Raw genomic sequence first — 14,119 nt, 5'->3', positions numbered from 1 at the left:
GTGCCACGGTGGACAACGCCCTCTTCTCCCGTCGGCGCGCCGAGCGCTTCGCGCAGCTTCTCGACGAAGCCAACGGCGGCCGACGTCATCACGTGCGATCCAGGGACGACGACCGGCTCGCGCCGCTCGTGACGCTCGGCCGGCACCTCGGCGCCAACCCGCCGGCCGCCGAGGTCGACCCGGAATTCCGCACCGGCCTGCGGGCGATGTTGCTGGCCACCGCCACTCGCGAGGGTGTCGGGACGCCTGCCGCGGCCCGGCCGGCCGAGAAGGCGGCTTCCAGCCGTGGGTCGCTACTACCCGCGGTGACCGCCCGCCGGGCCCGCGCCCGCGGTGCGATTCTGATCGGCATCGCCGCCGGTGCGGTGGCCGTTTCCGGCATCTCGGCGGCCAGTGAGAACGCGGTGCCCGGTGACGCGCTGTACGGGATGAAGCGGGGCACCGAACGGGCGCAACTCGCACTCACCAGCTCCGACATCAGCCGGGGTCAGCTCTTCCTCGACTTCGCCCGCACCCGACTGGCCGAGGCGGCCACGTTGCGGGGCAACCCGAGCGGGTACAGCGCCGTGTTGGACGACATGGACGCGGACACCCGACAGGGCGTACGCGTGCTCACCGGGGCGGCCGCCCAACGCTCGGATCCCGCGGCGCTGGCCGCGGTCGACGCATTCCTCACCGACCAGCGGCGTTCGCTGAGCGCGCTGGAGGGTCGGGGCTCCCGGATCGACCGGGTACGCACCAGCGAATCACTGGCTCTGCTGGAGTCTGTCGCCGAGCGGGCCGACGCCATGCGCGCCGCCATCGCCTGTGGCGGGGCGCTCACCGTCACCAGCGACACCCTGGGCCCGATCCCCGCCGTCTGCTCCTGACCGCCGGGCACTGCGAGCCTGCCGGGAATCGGTCCGTCTCGTCAGGCGCGCCCGGCAGCCGGTCACCCGTGCGACCGGTCAGGGACCGAACGGGTCGGGCCGGCGCTCCAGCAACTGGTGCAGGGTCTGCTGAATGGTCTCCCGTACCTGGTCGGCGAGGTTGAACACGACCAGCGGATCGTCTGCGGAATCCATCAGGTGGGCGGTCGGGATCGGCGGGCAGAACTCGATCAGCCACTTGCTCGGCAACGGCACCATGCCCAGCGGCCCGAGCCAGGGGAAGGTCGGTGTCACGGGAAAATAGGGAAGCTTGAGCAGCCGGGCCAGTGGCTTGATGTCGGCGAGCATCGGGTAGATCTCCTCGCCGCCGACGATCGCCACCGGGATGATCGCGGTGCCGGTGCGCAGCGCCGCCGAGACGAAGCCGCCCCGCCCGAAGCGTTGCAGCTTGTAGCGTTCCGCGTACAGCTTGCCGACGCCCTTGAAGCCCTCCGGGAAGACACCCACCAGTTCGCCGTTGCGCATGAGCCGCTCGGCGTCCGGGTTGCAGGCCATCGTGCCGCCGGTCTTGCGGGCGATCTCGGAGACCACCGGCATCCGGAAGACCAGGTCCGCACCGAGCAGCCGCAGGTAGCGGTGGTCGGGATGCTCGTGGTGCAGCGCGGTGGAGAGGATCAACGCGTCCAGGGCCACGGTGCCGGAGTGGTTGCCGACGATCAGCCCCGCCCCATCCGTGGGTACGTTCTCCAGGCCGGTGACGTCGGTGCGGAACCAGTCGCGGTAGAGCCGGCGCAGCAGCGGATGGAAGACCGCCGCGGTCAGGTCCCGGTCGAAACCGAACTCGTCCACCTCGTAGTCGCCGGCCAGCCGTCGCCGTAGGAAGGCCAGGCCGGTGGCGACCCGGCGGTCCCAGACGTCACCCGCGCCCGCCTGGTCCGGTACGGCCGGGCGGTGCCCGTTCCGCCGCGCCGGGTCCGCGTCGGGGCGCACCGGCGCCGGCACCGCGTACCGGTCGTCGAGGCGCCCCTCGTCATGCCGTTTCTCGGGCTCGGTCACGACCGCTCCCGGACGGCGGCGCGAACCTGCCGGATGTGGTCCAGCACCAACTGCTCGGCGGCGGCCAACTGGGCCCGGGTCACCACGGCACGCCCGTGGTGCGCCCGGATGAAGTCATCGAAGGCGGCAGCGGTCGACCGGGGTGTGAAGGCGAACTCCCGTTCCAGCCGGGAGATGTCCACCACCCGGCCGTGCACGAAGAGGTCGACCTGGTCGAGGCCGTAGCGGCCGAAACCCATCACCCGGGCGAGCGCGACGGCACCGGACAGGCCCGGCTCCAGCACCGGCACGGCGACCCGCCCGGCTCGGCGGATCGCCTGGGACAGCGCCAGCACCCCCGGTCCTGCGACATTGAAGGTGCCGGGATGGTCTTCGACCACCGACCGGCGCAACACCTCCAGCGCGTCCTCGAAATGCAGGAACTGCAACCGGGCGTCCCGACCGAAGATGGTCGGCACCACCGGTTGCGCGAAGTAGCGGGTGAGCGTGGTGTCCGCCGTCGAGCCGATGAACGGTGCGAAGCGCAGCACGGTGGCGGTGACGTCACCGCGTCGGCGGCGGAAGCCTCGGACGTACCCCTCGATGTCGAGGATGTCGCGACCGAAGCCGCCCCGCGGTACCTCGCGCGGCTCGGTCTCTTCGGTGAAGACGGCAGGATCACGGAACGAGGCACCGTACGCCGCGGTGGAGGAGCGAATCACGATCTTGCGCAGCCGTGGTGCTCGCTGGCACGCGGCGAGCAGCTGCATGGTGCCGATGACGTTCTGCTCCTTCATCGCCATCCGGCCGCCGTGCTGCGGATCCGGAGAGCTGACCAGGGCCAGATGCACCACGGTGTCCACGTCGAGGTCGGCGAGGAGGCTACCCACCGAGCCGACGTCGACCCGGATCCGCTCCACCCGGTCGAGCAGTGCGTCGATCTCGGCCCCCGGCTCCGGTAGGTCGATGCCGATGACCCGGTCGATCCCCGGGTCGGCGGCGAGCCGGGCCGCGACGTGCGCGCCGAGATAGCGACTGACCCCGGTCACGACGACGACCCCCGGAGGGCTCTGGGAGCCACCGGGGGTCATGTCTCGCACCTACCCCGGCAGGTGGGACCGAGCCGGGGCAGCCACGGCCTGATCACCTGAGCCTCCGAGGGTCGACAGTTGGCGAGGGACGGACGCCGGGACCAGGCCCGGCGTCGGTCACTTGCCGAGACGGCGACGCTGGACGCGGGTCTTACGCAGCAGCTTGCGGTGCTTCTTCTTAGCCATGCGCTTGCGGCGCTTCTTGACCACCGAGCCCATACGACAGCCTTTCGATGCAACGTGCGGCGCGACCGGGAGGACACCACGAACCCGTGGCGTCAGCGACCGCTTGCGGACAGGGATCGGACCGGCGGGGTGGGCGGCGGGGCGCACCAGCGGTCACGATCGGAGTCCAGCGTAGCGGGACTGCGTCAGCAGGACCAACGCGCCCCCGCTCGATGCCCGTTCGACCGGGTCCGCGCGACCCGGCCGCGCCAGGGTCAGGCGGTCTCCTGGAAGGCGCCGCGCAGGTACTCGTGCACCGCGTGCTCCGGCACCCGGAATGACCTGCCCACCCGCACGGCGGTCAGCTCACCGCTGTGCACCAGGCGGTAAACCGTCATCTTCGACACCCGCATGACCGTCGCCACCTCGGCGACGGTCAGGAACTTGACCTCCGACAGCCGACCGTCGGACTGCGACCCGGCCATGGCTCACCCGACCCATCCCATGCCCGGCGCGTGCCGCCACACGGGTCCTCCCGCGCGGCCGGCGACGCGCGTGTTACCAGTACGGTAGCGGGACGGCTGTGACCGGCGCGATCCCTTCCTGCAACTGATCATGGATCGGTTCCGGCCTGGCGGCGAAAAACCCCTGGTCGGGTGCCGTACCCGGGATTTCGGCAACGATCAACCTCGGCCGCGGGTATCGGAGATGTCACTCGGTGCGCAGGGCCACCACCGGGTCGAGTCGACCGGCCCGCTGCGCGGGTACCACCCCGAAAACGATGCCGACCGCCGCCGAGACGCCGAACGCCAGTGCCAGCGACCACCAGGTCACCGCCGCCGGGATGGGTGAGAGGGCGGCCACCAGCAGCGCGCCGCCCACCCCGAGGGCCATCCCGGTGAGTCCACCGACGGAGGTCAGCAGCACCGCCTCCAGCAGGAACTGCACGCCGATGTCCCGGGGACGGGCGCCGACCGCCTTGCGCAGCCCGATCTCCCGGGTCCGCTCCCGGACCGAGACGAGCATGATGTTGGAGACGCCAACCCCACCGACCAGCAGCGAGATGCCCGCGATGGCGGCCAGTACGCCGGTCAGGATGCCGAGGATGTCGCCCAGCACACCGAGGATCTGCTCCTGCGTGACGGCACTGAACTCGGTACCCGGGTGTCGACCGTTCAGCTCGGCCACGATCCGCTCGCCCAGTTCGTCGATCCGTTCCCGGTCCGGAGCCTTCACCGCGATGGCGTCGACCCGCTGGGTGCCGTAGAGCCGTTGCGCCGCCGTCACCGGTACGTGCACCTCGTCGTCCCGGTCGACGCCGAGGCTCTGCCCGAGCGGGACGAAGACGCCGATCACCCGGAAGCGGACGCCGGCCACGTTGATCTGCTGGCCGACCGCCTCCCGGTCCGGGAAGAGGGACCGGGCCACCGAGTCGCCGAGCACCGCTACCCGCCGGCCGGTGTCCACGTCGGAACGGGTCAGGTAACGCCCCCGGGCCAGTTCCCGGGCGAAGACCGTGGGGGTCGTCTCCAACACCCCCTGGACGGTGGTGAAGTCCTCCCGGTTACCGGCCCGCACGGTCGCACCGGAGGCGACCGTCACGGCCACCCGGCTCGGATCACCGACCACCCGGCCGACGGCGTCCACGTCCTGGAGGGTGAGCGGGGAGAGCGCCGGTGCGCTGCCCACGTCCAGTCGCCCCGGCACGACCAGCAGCAGGTTGGAGCCGAGCCCTTCCACCTGCTGTTCCACCCGCTGCTTGGTGCCGGTGCCGATGGCCACCAGCAACACCACGGAGGCCACCCCGATGACCACCCCGAGCATGGTCAGGGCGCTGCGCATCCGGTTCGCCCGCAGCGCGTCCCACGCCACCCGCCACGCCTCGGCCAACCTCACGCGCCGGCCCCGCCGTCCGCCGCGCTGTCGGCGACGACCACGCCGTCCCGCATCGCGACCCGTCGCCGGGCCCGGGCCGCCACCTCCGCGTCGTGGGTGACCATCACCAGCGCCACCCCGGACTCGACGTTGAGCCGTTCCAGCAGTTCCACCACGGCGGCGCCGGTGGTGCTGTCCAGGTTGCCGGTCGGCTCGTCGGCCAGCAGCACCGTCGGGTTCGTGACCAGCGCCCGGGCGATCGCGACCCGCTGCTGCTCACCGCCGGAAAGCTGGTTGGGCCGGTGGTGCAGCCGGTGCCCCAGGCCGACCCGCCCGAGCATCGCGGCGGCGCGCTCACGCCGCTGGCGCGCGCCCACGCCCCGGTACACCAGCGGCAGTGCCACGTTGTCCACCGCGGAGGTACGCGGCAGCAGGTGGAACGCCTGGAACACGAAACCGATGGTCTCGTTGCGCAGCCGGGCCAGTTCCGGCGCGGAGAGGCTGCCCACCTCCCGACCACCGATCACCAGCCGGCCGCCGCTGGGCTGGTCCAAGCCGCCGAGCAGGTGCATGAGCGTGGACTTGCCGGACCCGGAGGGCCCGGTCAGCGCCACGTAGTCGCCGGCTGCGACGGTCAACGACACACCCCGCAGGGCGGGCACGGAGACCCCGTCCAACTCGTACGTCCGGGACACGTCGAACGCCTCGATCGCCGGCTCCCGGCTCACCCGATCTCCTGGCCCTCGCGGACCTGGTCGGTGCCCCGGATCACGATCCGGTCGCCGGCCTGCACCCCGTCGACGATCTGCACCAGGTCCTGACCCTGTACGCCGACGGTGACCACCGCCCGGTCGGCGCGGCCGTCGCGGACCAGCCAGACGGTGTCCCGACCGTCGACCGAGAAGACCGCCGACGCGGGCACGGTCACCGCGTCCGCCTCCTCCCGGACCCGCAGCCGCAGCACCGCGTTCATCCCGGGACGCGGGGTGGGTGCCGGCTCGGCCTCACCGAAGCTGCCGGGGCCGAGGGAGAGTCGTACCCGGTAGCTCACCCCACCCCGGGCCGACGTGGTGGGCAGTACGTCGATCGAGCGGACCGTGGCCGCGTAGCTGGCACCGGTGACGGCGTCCAGCTCGACGGTCCCGGTGAGCCCGGGCCGGACCAGCAGCACGTCCGTCTCGTCGACCTCGGCGAGCAGACCCAGCTCGCGGGTGTCCACCACGGTAAGCACCGGGGTACCGGCGGTGACCCGACCACCCACCGGTACCGCGGTGTCCACGCCCGGCGGCGGGCCGGCCGGCGCGCCGAGTGCCTCCGCGCCGGTCCCCGTCGGCATTCCGCCCGACTCCAGCAGGCCGGCGAGCGCCCCCGCCGAGCCACCGCCGGTGTTGACGCCGCCCGGTTGCACCACCCCGGCGATCGGCGCGCGCAGGGTCAACGCGTCGACGGTCGCCTTGGCCAGGTCGTACGCCTGCTGGGCCTGAAGTCGCTGGGCGGTGGCGAGCGCGCTGACGGCGGAGTTCAGGTTGCGGACACCGCGTTGCACCTCCCGTACCGCGCGGTCGGCGGCCCGGGCCGCCGAGTCGTACCGGCGCTGTGCCGCCTCGACCTGGGTGAGCAGCGCCTTCCGCAGCTCCGGATCGCTGATCTTCGCCGCCGCGGCACGGGCGGCGGCGTGCGTCTCGTCGGCGGCGCGGTCGGTACCGCGCAGGGAACCGGCGAGGTTGCCGCCGCCCCCGCCGCCGGCGCGCTTCGCGGCGGCCAGCGCGGTGCGCGCCTGACGGAGCCGTTCCCGGGCCGACGGTGAGCTGATCACGGCGAGCACCTGGCCCCGCTTGACCCGCTGCCCCGGCTTCACCCGGAGCCGGGACAGCGTGCCGTCGGCCGGAGCGGTCAGGGTGGCCGCCGCCCGGGCGACGACCGTCGCCGGGGCGTCGATCTCCTCAGCCACGGCGGCCCGGGCCGCAGCGGCGAGCGTGATCGACGGCTCGTCGCCACCACAGGAGGCGGCGGTGGTGAGGGTCAGTACGGTAACGGCGAGCAGGACGGTGAGCAGGCGAAGCCGCGTGGCTGGCAGCCGCGGCGAGTCGGAGCGGCGCACGCGACACATGCTACGAGCCCCTGTCGATGTCGCCCCGGTCAGGGCACCAGGTCAGCGCACGGCCGCGCGGATGTACGCGACACACTCCTTGTGCAGGTCGGACCAGGGCTCGTCGAAGATCTCCTCGGCGGTCTGCCGCGGAATCCGGCGGTCGTGCAGTACGACCTTGGCGAAGGCCAGCAGGCGTTCCTCACCGAAGCGCTCAAGGAAGTAGCGGGCGGCGAGGTACGCGATCCCGTAGCTGCCGGTCACCGCCTTGTCCGTGGTGTCCTCGTCCGGGGCGATCGTGTCGAGCTTGCCGTCCCAGTCCCCCTTGACCAGCCGCCGGGTGTCGCTCAGTCCGGCGTACCGGGCGATGGGCTGGCCGTCGACCGCCGCGAGTTCCGCCAGACCCTCGACCAGCCACCAGCTGGACTCGTCCGAGTAGTCCCGTTTCTCGGGCAACGTGGCGGCGTGGGCCAACTCGTGCCGGAGCACCTCGTCGAGGCCGGGGCCGTAGTCGAAACTGTCGGGCGCGAGCACCAGCTCGTAGTGCCCCCCACCGACATTCACCGCGTACCCGGCGCTCCACTCCGGATGGTCTCCGCCGTACCAGCGCTTCCACTCCTTCGTTCCGGCGTAGAAGATCCGGTATCGGTCCGGTTTCGTGCCGCCCACCACGTACTCGTCGGCCACCTTCGCCGCGGCTTCGGCCCGCTTCAGCAGGCCCGGCAGGCGGTTCCGGTGCGCCGGAGGAACGGCGACGATCGTGCGCTTACCCGTCTTGGTGGCCAGCGCGCTGACCTCCCAGGGCAGGCTGCCCGGCTGCCCGTTGGCCCGGTCACCGACGGTCGGTGCGGGCTTCGACCTACCGATGGCGAGCATCCGGGGCTCGGCCCCGTCGCGCCACCGGGTCTCGACGATCAGTGGGCTGGGCCGGCAGTCCGGCGTCACGAAGCAGTACTGGAACTCGACTGCCAGCCGCCACTCGCCGGCCTTGCCGGCCGTCATGGGCAGGCTGCTCGGCCGGGCCTCCCAGCGGGTCACCCGCAGCGCCCGCAGCGCGGCGAACCGTTGGCGCAGGTCGCCCCGGGCGGCGGGGGCCGCGATCCCCAGGAACCCGGACCGGTCGCCACTGAGCAGTGCGGCGGACTGCTTGTCGAGCTGCGCGGTGATCCGTTCGGCGACCTGCCGGGCGGCGACTGTGGTCGGGTTCTCCGTCGGGGAGGCGGCCGTGGCCGGCTCACCGACCTCCACGTGGGACAGCGCGCCGGTCAGCAGCACCACCGGTATGCCGCCGCTCAGCGTCAGCAGCACGGCACCTAGTGCCGCCCACAGTGGCCACCGCCGCCGAGGTCGGCTCGCGGGTGCCGGAACGTCGACGGGTGCCGGAACGTCGACGGGTGCCGGAACGTCGACGGGTGCCGGAACGTCAGCGGGTGCCGCCGCCATCGGTGGATGCGTCGTCTCGGACGCCGGCATCGAGTGGTCGTCGCCCGCAGGGCCCCCGTAATTCACCGGCGAAGGGTACGGCTTCCGGCGTCGGCAGCGAAAGGGCGATCGACCGGATGTCGCTGCCGTCCGCCAGGTCAGCCCGAGCCGGGCTCCCCCGAGGCGGGCCAGGACGAGAACGCGACGCCCAGCGCGGCGATCATCTGGTCGAAGGAACGGTCGAGTTCACGGGGCAGCCCGAAGTCGCCGGCCGCCTCCAGTGCGACGAAACCGTGCACGGCCGCGCGGAACATCCGGACCCCGTCCACCGCGGCGGCGCCGTCGATGCCGTACCCCCGCAGGATGGCGTAGACGACGCCGACCGCCCGCTCCCCGGCGGCCAGGTGTGCCGGGTCGGCCGGATCCGGTACCCGCTGGGTGGCCGGATAGCGGCCGGGGTGCCGCCGGGCGTACGAGCGGTAGGCGGCGGCGACGGCCCGCAGAGCGTCCTCGCCGCTGCGGCCGGCGGCGGCGGTGGTCATCTCGTCGGCGATCTCGGCGGTGGCCAGCGCGGACAGTTGCTGCGCGAGCGCCTCGGCGCCCTTGACGTGCTTGTAGAGGCTGGGCAGTGCCACGCCGAGCCGGTTCGCCAGCGCGGCCAGGGTGAGCCGGTGATATCCGACCTCGTCGACGAGCCGGGCCGCCTCGCGCACCACGACCTGCGCGTTGAGCCCCGCCCTAGGCACGGTTGGCCGCCGCGAGGAAGCCGATCAACTCGTTCGCCATCGCCTCCGGACGGTCGGCGTGCGGGTAGTGCCCGGCGTCGGTGAGCATCCGCGCCTCGGCGACCGGAAAGAGCCGGCGGGCGGCGCGCGCCTCGGCACCCGGGTCGGGGAAGTCGGGGTCCTTCGTGCCCATCAGTACCAGCACCGGCTGGCGCACCTGCGGGGCGCGGGCGGTCCAGTGCGGCGGCACCGGGTGGATCACGCCCCGCACGGGCACCATCCGGCCGGGGCGACGCAGCGCCGTCACCAGCTGCCTGCGGTACTCCGCGTCATCGGCCGGACGGTGCACGGGAAAGAGCGTGCGGTGGAACAGGCCGAACAGCCGTGGACTGCGCAGCACCACGGGCTGCGCCAGCCGCAGGAAGGGGTTGAGCTTCGGCTGGTTGACGAACGCGCCGACCAGCACGATGCCGTTGACCAGGGCCGGCGCGTCGGCGGCGGCGAAGACCACCGCCGCGCCGCTGGACGAGTTGCCCACCAGGACGGCCGGACCGCCACCGAGGTCGCGAACCACCGCGAGCAGGTCGCCACCCACCTCCACCGGGGCGTACGACGGCCAGTCGGCGCTGGAATCGCCGTGCCCGCGTACGTCGACCGAGGCAACCCGGTAGCCCGCCGCCACCAGCAACGGGATCAGATGCCGGTAGGAGTGGCGGTTCTCCCCCATGCCGTGCGAGAGCACCACCAGCGGCCCCTGCCCGTGCACCTCGTACGCGATCCGACCGCCGGCACGCTCGACCAAGCTAGTTGTCATAGCCATCAGGCTAATGGCATTAGCCTGTGCGGTCAAGGGCGTGCCGCGTACCGCCGACCGGCTCGATCGGCGGTACGGGTGCGGACGGGGTTACTTCTTCGAGGCGAGCGCGCGGGCGAAGAAGGCCAGGTTGGCGGGGCGCTCGGCGAGACGGCGCATCAGATAGCCGTACCAGTCGTCGCCGTACGGCACATAGGTACGCACCGTGAAGCCCTCGCCGACCAGGCGGGCCTGCTCCTCCGGCCGGATGCCGTAGAGCATCTGGAACTCGAAGCGGTCGGGGTCACGGTCGAACCAGCGTGCCCGGTCCTCACCGATGGCGATCAGGCGCGGATCGTGGGTGGCCAGCATCGGATAGCCGTCGCCGGACATCAGGATGTTGAGGCACCGGACGTACGACTTGTCGACCTCGCGGGCCGACTGGTAGGCCACCGACTCCGGCTCCCGGTACGCGCCCTTGCACAGCCGCACCCGCGATCCGGCCGACGCCAACTCGCGGCAGTCGGACTCGGTCCGCCGCAGGTAAGCCTGCAGCACCGCGCCGGTGGACGGGTGGTCCTTACGGAGCTTGGTCAGGATGTCCAGGGTCGAGTCGGTGGTGGTGTGGTCCTCCATGTCGAGGGTGACCGTGGTGCCCGCCGCCTCGGCGGCGGCGCAGATCGCCCGGGCGTTGTCATAGGCGAGTTGCTCGTCGAACGCCTGGCCGAGCGCGGAGAGCTTCACACTCACCTCGGCGGCGGGCGTCAACTTCGCCTCGGCGAGCATCCGCAGCAGCGTGAGGTACTCGTCCCGGGTGGCGCTGGCCTGTTCACCGGTGACGGTGTCCTCGCCGAGATTGTCGAGGGTGACCGCGAGACCGTCGTCGACGAGTTCGCGGGTCGCGCGCAACGCGTCGTCGGTCTTGGCGCCGGCGACGAACCGGCCAACGAGGTCCCGGGAGAACGGGGCCGTCGCGACGAGCCGCTCGACCCGGGATGACCGGGAGGCAGCGAGGATGACGGAACGGAGCATGAGCCGAGCGTAACGCCCACCCGACCGCCAGGTACGTTCCCCGTCACCCCGGGCCCGGGGCGGACGGGATGGCGTTCATCGGTTACAACCATGTCGTGGAACAACGCCCCCGCCGCCGACTTCGATCGGCCTCCGTGCAGCTCGGCGCGCTCACCGCCCTGGCGCTCGCCCTCTCCGGCTGCAACATGACCTCCGACGACGACGATGACGACTGCGCCCTCGGCCCGACCGGTGGCGGCGAAACCGTGGCCCTGGCGCTGCGGGTGCCCGCGCCCGCTGCCGAGACCGGCGTCGGCCGTGCCGCGCCCGAGCCGGTCGGCTCGGCCGTGCCCGAACGCGGCGGCTTCGGCACCCACCTCGCCTCCTGCGGCGGCTGAGCGTGCGTCGCGAGCCGACCACACCGCGCGCCGACTGGAACACCACCATCCGCGAGCAGGGTCTGGTCTACGTCGACACGGAACTGCCCGACGGTGGGGTGATGTCGTACTGGGACGAGACCGCCGCGTACGCCTTCGAGCTGGACGAGGTGCTGCGGCTGGAGGAGGCCACCGAGGAACTGCACCGGATGTCGGTGGCCGCCGCCGAACACGTGGTGGCGCGCAACCGGTACGCCGAGTTCGGCATCCCGGAGTGGGCCGCCGAGGCGGTGGCCCGCTCGCTGCGGGAGACGCCGCCGACCCTCTACGGCCGCTTCGACCTCTGGTACGACGGCAGCTGGCCGCCGAAGCTGCTGGAGTACAACGCCGACACCCCGACCGCGCTTGTCGAGGCGAGCATCATCCAGTGGTACTGGCTGGAGCACACCCGACCGGAACTGGACCAGTGGAACAGCCTGCACGAACGGCTCGTCGCCAGCTGGGCGAAGATCGGCGCCGGGCTGCACGACCGACGGGTGCACGTGGTCTGGTCGAACGAGGAGGAGACCGGAGAGGACCACATGACCGCCGGCTACCTGGCCGAGACCGCCCGCCAGGCGGGGCTGGACGTCGAGCTGCTGCCGATCCAGGATCTCGGTTGGAACGGCCGACGCTTCGTCGACACCGCCGACCGCCCGGTCACCACCTGCTTCAAGCTCTACCCGTGGGAGTGGATGCTCGCCGAGCCGTACGGCCCGCTGGCGCTGGAGCCGGGCACCCCGACCACCTGGATCGAGCCGGCGTGGAAGCTGTTGTTGTCAAACAAGGCGCTGCTGGCCGTGCTGTGGGAGTTGTACCCGGGGCACGAGCTGCTGCTGCCCGCGTACCTGGACTCGCCGCGCGGGATGCCCGAGTACGTCGCCAAGCCGCTGCTCGGTCGGGAGGGCGCCGCGGTGCGGATCGTCACCCCCACCGAGGAGATCAGCAATCCGGGTGACTACGGCGACGAGGGCTTCTGCTACCAGGAGTTCCGGGCGCTGCCCGAGTTCGCCGGGAGCCGCATGGTGCTGGGCAGTTGGATCGTCGACGGAGAGTCGGCGGGTGCCGGGCTGCGGGAGAGCGCGAGCCTGATCACCGACGGCTACGCGCGGTTCCTGCCGCACTACATCGACGCGCCACGCCCGGGATGAGTCGTCTACGGTTGGGGCGTGAACTTCGACGCGTACGCCCGGACCGGGGTTGACCTCGTCAACGCGCGCCTGGACGACCTCGACGATCTGCGCGCCATCTTCTGCGACGACCAGGAGTGGATGCGCGACGAGGTCGCGGAACGGGACCTGCCGACCTTCCGGCGCGCGCAGAAGCGACTGCGTGACGTCTTCGAGTACGGCACCTCGGGGCGGGACGCCGAGGCGGTGAGCGAACTGAACTCCCTGCTGGAGACGTTCCCGGTGCAGCCGCGCATCTCGGGGCACGACTCCAGCGACTGGCACATGCACGTGACCAGCCGGGGTGCCTCGGTCAGCTCGGAGTATCTGGCCGGCGCGGTGTGGGGCCTGTCGGTGTGGCTGTGCGAGTACGGCAGCGCCCGATTCGGCGTCTGCGCCGACGACCGCTGCGGCAACGTCTACCTGGACACCTCGTCGAACTGCTGCCGGCGGTTCTGCTCGGAGCGCTGCGCCACCCGTTCACACGTGGCCGCTCATCGGGCCCGCAAGCGTGCCGCCGTGCCCAGCCAGCCGGACCCGCTGGCACCGGTTTCCTGAACCCCGTCGGCGGGGCTGGCGACGGTCAGGCGTCGACCGGGGACGGCGTGCTGAGGTGCTGACGGGCGAACGCCAGCGCCTCGCGCAGATCCGCCTCGCGGACCTGTCGACTCTTCGCCCCCCGGGTGGTCACCTCCACCGCCACCGAACCGGTGAAGCCCCGCCCGGCCAGCGAACGCAGCAGCTCGGCGCAGGGCTGGTTGCCGCGTCCCGGCACCAGGTGCTCGTCGCGGCCCTCGCCGGTGCCGTCGCCGAGGTGCACGTGCGCCAGACCGTCACCCATCCGGTCGGCCATCGCCAACGCGTCGGTGTGCGAGGCCGCACAGTGCGACAGGTCGAGCGTGTACGAGGCGTAACCGGCCTCGGTGGGGTCCCAACCGGGCATGTACGGGACGAACTGGCGGCCGGCCATCCGCACCGGGTACATGTTCTCCACCGCGAACCGCAGGCCACCGAACTCGCCGGCCACCCGGTCGAGCCCCTCGGCGAAGCCTCGCGCGTACTCCCGCTGCCAGGTGAACGGCGGGTGCACCACGACGGTCGGCGCCTCAAGCGTCTCGGCCAGCACCGCCGCCCGGCGGAGCCGCTCCCACGGATCAGGGCTCCACACCCGCTGCGTGACCAGTAGACACGGAGCGTGTACGGAGAGCACCGGCACCCCGTAGTGATCGGAGAGTCCCCGCAGCGCGCCCGCGTCCTGGCTGACCGCGTCGGTCCACACCATCACCTCAAGGCCGTCGTAGCCGTGCGTAGCGGCCAGCTGAAACGCCGCCGCGGTCCGCTCAGGGAAGACCGAGGAACTGGACAGGAGCACCGGGACGCGGGAAGTCACACCACCGAGGGTAGCCGGGATGCGTTCGGGCATCATGACGAGAACCGGCAAAGCGGACAGCCGGGACGA

At 72.1% G+C, this 14,119-nt stretch carries 16 protein-coding genes; 4 read left to right on the top strand and 12 right to left on the bottom strand.

What is annotated here, in order from left to right:
* The first annotated feature begins 8 nt into the window (after positions 1-8).
* Positions 9-869, top strand: a complete 861-nt coding sequence (locus AB0J93_RS05000) for a DUF5667 domain-containing protein (protein ID WP_363918261.1) — start codon at positions 9-11, stop codon at positions 867-869.
* 78 nt (positions 870-947) lie between these two features.
* Here the strand turns inward: AB0J93_RS05000 and AB0J93_RS04995 are convergent, their stop codons facing one another.
* The 11 genes from AB0J93_RS04995 to AB0J93_RS04945 all read right to left on the bottom strand — a co-directional run bounded on the left by AB0J93_RS04995 (position 948) and on the right by AB0J93_RS04945 (position 11,096).
* Positions 948-1,757: a lysophospholipid acyltransferase family protein gene (locus AB0J93_RS04995; protein ID WP_363918570.1), complete on the bottom strand. Its 810-nt coding sequence runs from the start codon at positions 1,755-1,757 to the stop codon at positions 948-950.
* A 164-nt stretch (positions 1,758-1,921) separates the two neighbouring features.
* Positions 1,922-2,995 carry an NAD-dependent epimerase/dehydratase family protein gene (locus tag AB0J93_RS04990; RefSeq protein ID WP_363918259.1) on the bottom strand — a complete coding sequence of 358 codons (1,074 nt, stop codon included), beginning with the start codon at positions 2,993-2,995 and terminating at the stop codon, positions 1,922-1,924.
* Positions 2,996-3,112: 117 nt separating this feature from the next.
* Complete coding sequence (locus AB0J93_RS04985) at positions 3,113-3,214, bottom strand: AURKAIP1/COX24 domain-containing protein (RefSeq protein ID WP_007465623.1); 102 nt, start codon at positions 3,212-3,214, stop codon at positions 3,113-3,115.
* 221 nt (positions 3,215-3,435) lie between these two features.
* On the bottom strand, positions 3,436-3,645 hold the full coding sequence (locus tag AB0J93_RS04980) for a helix-turn-helix domain-containing protein (RefSeq protein WP_007465625.1): 210 nt from the start codon (positions 3,643-3,645) through the stop codon (positions 3,436-3,438).
* A gap of 226 nt (positions 3,646-3,871) precedes the next feature.
* Entirely contained in the window at positions 3,872-5,056 is a 1,185-nt protein-coding gene (locus AB0J93_RS04975; protein WP_363918257.1) for an ABC transporter permease, read from the bottom strand.
* Entirely contained in the window at positions 5,053-5,763 is a 711-nt protein-coding gene (locus tag AB0J93_RS04970; protein ID WP_363918255.1) for an ABC transporter ATP-binding protein, read from the bottom strand. Before AB0J93_RS04970 ends, AB0J93_RS04975 begins: the two co-directional genes overlap by 4 nt.
* The gene (locus AB0J93_RS04965; RefSeq protein ID WP_363918253.1) at positions 5,760-7,145 is read right to left on the bottom strand and encodes an HlyD family efflux transporter periplasmic adaptor subunit; all 1,386 of its coding nucleotides are present in this window, start codon (positions 7,143-7,145) and stop codon (positions 5,760-5,762) included. Before AB0J93_RS04965 ends, AB0J93_RS04970 begins: the two co-directional genes overlap by 4 nt.
* Before the next feature lie 42 nt (positions 7,146-7,187).
* Positions 7,188-8,633 carry a hypothetical protein gene (locus AB0J93_RS04960; RefSeq protein WP_363918251.1) on the bottom strand — a complete coding sequence of 482 codons (1,446 nt, stop codon included), beginning with the start codon at positions 8,631-8,633 and terminating at the stop codon, positions 7,188-7,190.
* A gap of 71 nt (positions 8,634-8,704) precedes the next feature.
* Positions 8,705-9,292 carry a WHG domain-containing protein gene (locus tag AB0J93_RS04955; RefSeq protein ID WP_363918249.1) on the bottom strand — a complete coding sequence of 196 codons (588 nt, stop codon included), beginning with the start codon at positions 9,290-9,292 and terminating at the stop codon, positions 8,705-8,707.
* Positions 9,285-10,085 (bottom strand): alpha/beta hydrolase, encoded by an 801-nt coding sequence (locus AB0J93_RS04950; RefSeq protein WP_363918247.1) that lies wholly within the window; start codon positions 10,083-10,085, stop codon positions 9,285-9,287. Before AB0J93_RS04950 ends, AB0J93_RS04955 begins: the two co-directional genes overlap by 8 nt.
* Before the next feature lie 90 nt (positions 10,086-10,175).
* On the bottom strand, positions 10,176-11,096 hold the full coding sequence (locus AB0J93_RS04945; RefSeq protein WP_363918245.1) for a proline dehydrogenase family protein: 921 nt from the start codon (positions 11,094-11,096) through the stop codon (positions 10,176-10,178).
* A gap of 68 nt (positions 11,097-11,164) precedes the next feature.
* Here AB0J93_RS04945 and AB0J93_RS04940 point away from each other — a divergent pair, with 68 nt between their 5' ends.
* From AB0J93_RS04940 to AB0J93_RS04930, 3 genes are read left to right on the top strand one after another with little or no spacing between them, the layout of a single operon-like run.
* Positions 11,165-11,473, top strand: a complete 309-nt coding sequence (locus AB0J93_RS04940; RefSeq protein WP_363918243.1) for a hypothetical protein — start codon at positions 11,165-11,167, stop codon at positions 11,471-11,473.
* A gap of 2 nt (positions 11,474-11,475) precedes the next feature.
* Positions 11,476-12,642, top strand: a complete 1,167-nt coding sequence (locus AB0J93_RS04935) for a glutathionylspermidine synthase family protein (RefSeq protein WP_363918241.1) — start codon at positions 11,476-11,478, stop codon at positions 12,640-12,642.
* Positions 12,643-12,660: 18 nt separating this feature from the next.
* Positions 12,661-13,218 (top strand): CGNR zinc finger domain-containing protein, encoded by a 558-nt coding sequence (locus AB0J93_RS04930; RefSeq protein ID WP_363918239.1) that lies wholly within the window; start codon positions 12,661-12,663, stop codon positions 13,216-13,218.
* Positions 13,219-13,243: 25 nt separating this feature from the next.
* On the opposite strand, the gene AB0J93_RS04925 is transcribed toward AB0J93_RS04930, so the two are convergent.
* Positions 13,244-14,050 (bottom strand): sugar phosphate isomerase/epimerase, encoded by an 807-nt coding sequence (locus tag AB0J93_RS04925; RefSeq protein ID WP_363918237.1) that lies wholly within the window; start codon positions 14,048-14,050, stop codon positions 13,244-13,246.
* Between the last annotated feature and the right edge of the window lie 69 nt (positions 14,051-14,119).

Source organism: Micromonospora sp. NPDC049374 (assembly GCF_040677165.1).
Classification (GTDB): Bacteria; Actinomycetota; Actinomycetes; order Mycobacteriales; family Micromonosporaceae; genus Micromonospora.
This window is presented reverse-complemented; position numbering and strand designations above follow the sequence as displayed.

Coding starts and splice junctions, on each gene's coding strand:
- AB0J93_RS04990 (WP_363918259.1), bottom strand. CDS start 2,995: ATGACCCCCGGTGGCTCCCAGAGCCCTCCGGGGGTCGTCGTCGTGACC.
- AB0J93_RS04985 (WP_007465623.1), bottom strand. CDS start 3,214: ATGGGCTCGGTGGTCAAGAAGCGCCGCAAGCGCATGGCTAAGAAGAAG.
- AB0J93_RS04980 (WP_007465625.1), bottom strand. CDS start 3,645: ATGGCCGGGTCGCAGTCCGACGGTCGGCTGTCGGAGGTCAAGTTCCTG.
- AB0J93_RS04965 (WP_363918253.1), bottom strand. CDS start 7,145: ATGTGTCGCGTGCGCCGCTCCGACTCGCCGCGGCTGCCAGCCACGCGG.
- AB0J93_RS04950 (WP_363918247.1), bottom strand. CDS start 10,085: ATGACAACTAGCTTGGTCGAGCGTGCCGGCGGTCGGATCGCGTACGAG.
- AB0J93_RS04945 (WP_363918245.1), bottom strand. CDS start 11,096: ATGCTCCGTTCCGTCATCCTCGCTGCCTCCCGGTCATCCCGGGTCGAG.
- AB0J93_RS04940 (WP_363918243.1), top strand. CDS start 11,165: ATGGCGTTCATCGGTTACAACCATGTCGTGGAACAACGCCCCCGCCGC.